The sequence below is a fragment of the Luteitalea sp. genome (assembly GCF_044337415.1).
Lineage (GTDB): Bacteria > Acidobacteriota > Vicinamibacteria > Vicinamibacterales > Vicinamibacteraceae > Luteitalea.
In genome coordinates, this window is the sequence record NZ_JBIINP010000294.1 from 1 (window position 1) to 4,142 (window position 4,142).

The following is a 4,142-nucleotide window of genomic DNA, read 5'->3' on the forward strand; positions in this document are numbered from 1 at the left end:
GGGTGCGTGAACTGCTGGTGCAGCTTCACCGCGAACTCGAAGCCCGGGGGCGTCCGCGCCACCCAGCGCTGCGTCATCGCCGGGTCGAGATCGCGGTAGAACGACGCGTTGACCTCCACCGTGCGGAACCGCTGCGCGTACCACTCGAGTTCGTCGGCGCCACCCCGCGCCCGGGGCGGCGGGTACACGATGCCCGTCCACGCCCCGCGCCCGCGCGGGTAGTGCCACCCTGAGGTGCCGACCTGGATCAGCGGGACGCGCTCGGCCATTGCTACAATTCGCTGTGCGGACCGGCCGCACCCTGCTCGATCCTCCCATGTCCGCCCCTGCCCTGACGATTACCGAGATCTATCCGTCCATCCAGGGCGAGTCGAGCTTCGCGGGCCAGCCGTGCACCTTCGTGCGGCTCACGGCCTGCGACCTGCGCTGCCGCTGGTGCGACACCGTGTACGCCTTCACCGAAGGGCGCAAGCAGGCAGTCGAGGAGGTGCTGGCGGAGGTGCGGACGATCGGGTTGCCGCTCGTCGAGCTGACCGGCGGGGAGCCCCTGCTGCAGAAGCAGGCGATCCCGCTCATGCAGCAGCTCCTCGACGCCGGCTACACCGTGCTGATCGAGACGGGCGGCCACATGCCCATCGGCGACGTCCCGGTCGGCGTCCACCGCATCGTCGACGTGAAGTGCCCGGGCAGCGGCGAGTCCGAGCGGATGCACTGGCCCAACCTCGACCTGCTCACGCCGCGCGACGAGGTCAAGTTCGTGATCGCGGACCGGCTCGATTTCGAGTACGCGCGCGACGTGGTCACGACGTACGACCTCGCGGCCCGCTGCGGCGCCGTGCACTTCTCGCCCGCGTGGGGGCTGGTGCCACCGGCCGACCTGGCGGCGTGGATCCTCGAGAGCCGGTTGCCGGTGCGGCTGCAGTTGCAGCAGCACAAGTACGTGTGGGAACCGGCGGCGCGCCGCGTATGACCACGCCTGCCCCCCCGGCCATCCTGCTGCTCAGCGGCGGGCTCGACTCGTACACCGCCGGCGCGATCGCGAAGGCGGAGGGGTTCAGGCTGTTCGCGCTCACCGTGCGCTACGGGCAGACCCACCCGCAGGAGATCGAGGCGTCGCGTCGGGCGGCCGCGGCCCTCGGTGTGGAGCGGCACGTCGAACTGGACCTCGACCTGCGCGAGATCGCGCAGTCGGCGCTGACCGGCGCGGGCGCAGTGCCACTCGATCGCGACGTGAGCCAGGCCCACGACATCCCGAGCACGTACGTGCCGGCGCGCAACACGATCTTCCTGTCGCTGGCGCTCGCGTGGGCAGAAACCGTCGGCGCCTCCGACATCGTGATCGGCGTCAACGCCCTCGATTACTCGGGCTATCCCGACTGCCGCCCCGAGTACATCGCGGCTTACGAGACGATGGCGCGGATCGCGACGGCGGCGGGCGTCGGCGGACGTCCACTGCGGATCCACGCCCCGCTGCAGCACCTGACCAAGGCCGACATCATCAGGCGCGGCGCGGCGCTGGGCCTCGATTACGGCCTCACCCACTCGTGCTACGCGCCGACGCCGGAGGGACGCTCGTGCGGCCGCTGCGACAGCTGCCAGCTCCGGGCACGCGGTTTCGCCGACGCCGGCCTGCCGGACCCGGCCCTCGCCGGCGCCTGACCCACTCCCGACTCCCGACTGCCGATTCCCGATTCCCGATTCCCGATCCGTGATGACGACCACCACCTTCGCCGTCACCGACGCCGAGATCGCCTCGGCGTTTCCCGTCATGCGTCAGCTCCGGCCGAACCTGGATGAGGCCGGCTTCGTCGAGCGCGTGCGCGCCGCCGAGCGCCTGGGCCTGCGGCTCGTGGTGCACGCGGTCGACGGCCGTGTGGTGGCCGTGGCGGGCTTCCGGTTGCTGGAGCAGTTGAAGGAGGGCCTCGTGCTCTACGTCGACGACCTCGTGACCGACGAGGGTGAGCGGTCGAAGGGCCACGGCGACACGCTGCTGCACTGGCTGGTCGCGTACGCCCGCGAGCAGGGCTGCGCGGCCTTCGAGCTCGACTCGGGCGTGCAACGGCACGACGCGCACCGGTTCTACCTGCGTCACCGCATGCGCATCAGCGCGTACCACTTCGTGCTGGACCTGTAGCGGCGCCTGGCGGGTACAGGCGCCGCAATTCAGAATTCAGAGTTCAGAATGAAGGGCGCAGCGGGCTCCGCCACAGTTCTTCTCGACCCGCACTGCGTGTGCCGTGCCGGCAGATCCTCAATTCTGAATTGTGGAGTCTGAACTGCTCTTCATGGGGTCGTGCGCGGCGACGGCCTTCGGGAACAGCAGCGAGGCGACGACCGACGCCGCAAGGGTCGTGGCGATGATCCCGAGCGACACGCCGATCGGCACCTTGTAGAGGTCGACGATCAGCATCTTCACGCCCACGAACACGAGGATCGCGCTGAGGCCCAGCTTCAGGAAGTGGAACTTGTGGACCACGCCGGCCAGCAGGAAGTAGAGCGCCCGCAGGCCGAGAATCGCGAAGACGTTCGACGTGTAGACGATGAACGGGTCCTGCGTGACGGCGAAGATGGCCGGGATCGAGTCGACGGCGAAGATCAGGTCAGTAGTCTCGACGAGCACCAGCACCACGAACAACGGCGTGGCCACCCACCGCATCACGCCCGCCGCATCGGGCTCTCGTACGAGGAACGCCTGCCCGCGGTACTCGGACGTGACATGCACGAACCGCCGTATGAGCCGGATCACCGGGTTGGACTCCGGCTCGATCGCGTGCTCGTCCTGGGTGGCCATGCGCAGGCCGGTGAACACGAGGAACGCGCCGAACACGTACACGATCCAGTGGAACTGCGCGATCAGGTAGGCGCCGGCGGCAATCATCACGCCGCGCATGACGAGGGCGCCGAGCACGCCCCAGAACAGGACGCGGTGCTGGTAGCGCGAAGGGACCTTGAAGTAGCTGAAGATCAGGACGAAGACGAAGATGTTGTCGACCGACAGCGCCTTCTCGATCAGGTACCCCGTGAGGAACGTGAGGGCGGCGTCGGGCCCCTGCAGGGCGTAGAGTCCGACGTTGAACGCCAGCGCCACGAGGACCCAGACAACGCTCCACGCGGCCGCCTCGCGGAGGTTGACCTCGTGGGCCTCGCGGTGGAAGACGAACAGGTCGAGTGCCAGCATCGCCAGCACGAACACGTTGAACCCGATCCAGACCAGCGGGTCGGTCACGTGTGCAAAACTCCCGGCCGCAACTCGCAGGGCGTCGTCACGCCCCTAGGACGCCGTCCGGGCCGCGGTCGGGTGCACTGCCGATGGGCAGGGGCGGCCTGAAGCCAAACCGGCGGGGTGGAGCGTCATATCGGGCATGTCGCGGTCGCGCTTGCGCACCCTTGCCCTCGGCGCCGGCATCTACCTCGCTGCCGGCGTGCTGCTGTTCGCCCAGGCCGGCACGGCCCACCCCGTGTCGGGCCGGATCATCGCCGGCGTGATGGGGCACGAAGGCGCCCCCTGGCTTGAGCGGCCGGAGCGCGAGGCAGAGGAGCGCCCAAGCCTCGCCATCAAGGAACTGCGGCTGGAGCCGGGCATGGTCGTGGCCGACTTCGGGGCGGGATCCGGCTACTACACCGAGCGCATCGCCCGCGCCGTTGGCCCGACCGGCAAGGTGCTCGCGGTCGACCTCCAGCCGGAGATGCTCGAGATGGTGGGCCGCCGGGCGAAGAAGGCTGGCCTGACCAACATCGAGTTGGTGCGCAGCACGCCCGAGGACCCGCGCCTGCCGACCGGCGCCGTCGACCTGATCCTGATGGTGGACGTGTACCACGAGCTCGGTTCCCCGCAGCGCGTCCTGCGCGCGATGAAGGCGGCGCTGTCGCCGCGGGGCCGGATCGCGATCGTCGAGTTCCGCAAGGAGGACCGCGACGTGCCGATCCGCGAGGAACACAAGATGAGCGTGAAGCAGGCCGAGCAGGAGTTCGGCGCCGAGGGCCTCGTGCTCGACAGGCGCGTCGACTCACTGCCCTGGCAGCATCTGCTCTTGTTCAGGGTCAAATAGGCCACAGGCTGCAGGCCACAGGCTGCCTGTAGCCTGTAGGCTGTAGCCTGTGACCGTGACCACCCGCCTCTACTACGACGATCCCGCCCTCCT

General features: G+C 69.2%; 6 protein-coding genes. 4 read left to right on the plus strand and 2 right to left on the minus strand.

From position 1 onward, the window contains the following. Positions 1–269: DUF72 domain-containing protein (locus tag ACIRDX_RS21160; protein WP_396627418.1), on the minus strand; the 269-nt coding region annotated here is incomplete at its 3' end. 47 nt (positions 270–316) lie between these two features. Here ACIRDX_RS21160 and ACIRDX_RS21165 point away from each other — a divergent pair. Genes ACIRDX_RS21165 through ACIRDX_RS21175 form a run of 3 tightly spaced genes read left to right on the plus strand, consistent with a single transcriptional unit; the run spans position 317 to position 2,134 of the window. Continuing rightward, the gene (locus tag ACIRDX_RS21165) at positions 317–970 is read left to right on the plus strand and encodes a radical SAM protein (protein ID WP_396627419.1); all 654 of its coding nucleotides are present in this window, start codon (positions 317–319) and stop codon (positions 968–970) included. Continuing rightward, the gene (queC, locus tag ACIRDX_RS21170) at positions 967–1,659 is read left to right on the plus strand and encodes a 7-cyano-7-deazaguanine synthase QueC (RefSeq protein ID WP_396627420.1); all 693 of its coding nucleotides are present in this window, start codon (positions 967–969) and stop codon (positions 1,657–1,659) included. Before ACIRDX_RS21165 ends, queC begins: the two co-directional genes overlap by 4 nt. Positions 1,660–1,711: 52 nt before the next feature. Beyond that, complete coding sequence (locus ACIRDX_RS21175) at positions 1,712–2,134, plus strand: GNAT family N-acetyltransferase (protein WP_396627421.1); 423 nt, start codon at positions 1,712–1,714, stop codon at positions 2,132–2,134. Positions 2,135–2,251: 117 nt separating this feature from the next. Here the strand turns inward: ACIRDX_RS21175 and ACIRDX_RS21180 are convergent, their stop codons facing one another. Continuing rightward, the gene (locus tag ACIRDX_RS21180) at positions 2,252–3,226 is read right to left on the minus strand and encodes a TerC family protein (RefSeq protein ID WP_396627422.1); all 975 of its coding nucleotides are present in this window, start codon (positions 3,224–3,226) and stop codon (positions 2,252–2,254) included. A gap of 151 nt (positions 3,227–3,377) precedes the next feature. Here ACIRDX_RS21180 and ACIRDX_RS21185 point away from each other — a divergent pair, with 151 nt between their 5' ends. Further along, complete coding sequence (locus ACIRDX_RS21185; protein ID WP_396627423.1) at positions 3,378–4,049, plus strand: class I SAM-dependent methyltransferase; 672 nt, start codon at positions 3,378–3,380, stop codon at positions 4,047–4,049. Positions 4,050–4,142: the final 93 nt, after the last annotated feature.

Bases quoted from the DNA above. Each gene is read 5' to 3' on its own strand.
- ACIRDX_RS21165 (WP_396627419.1), top strand. From the start codon at position 317: ATGTCCGCCCCTGCCCTGACGATTACCGAGATCTATCCGTCCATCCAG.
- ACIRDX_RS21175 (WP_396627421.1), top strand. From the start codon at position 1,712: ATGACGACCACCACCTTCGCCGTCACCGACGCCGAGATCGCCTCGGCG.
- queC (WP_396627420.1), top strand. From the start codon at position 967: ATGACCACGCCTGCCCCCCCGGCCATCCTGCTGCTCAGCGGCGGGCTC.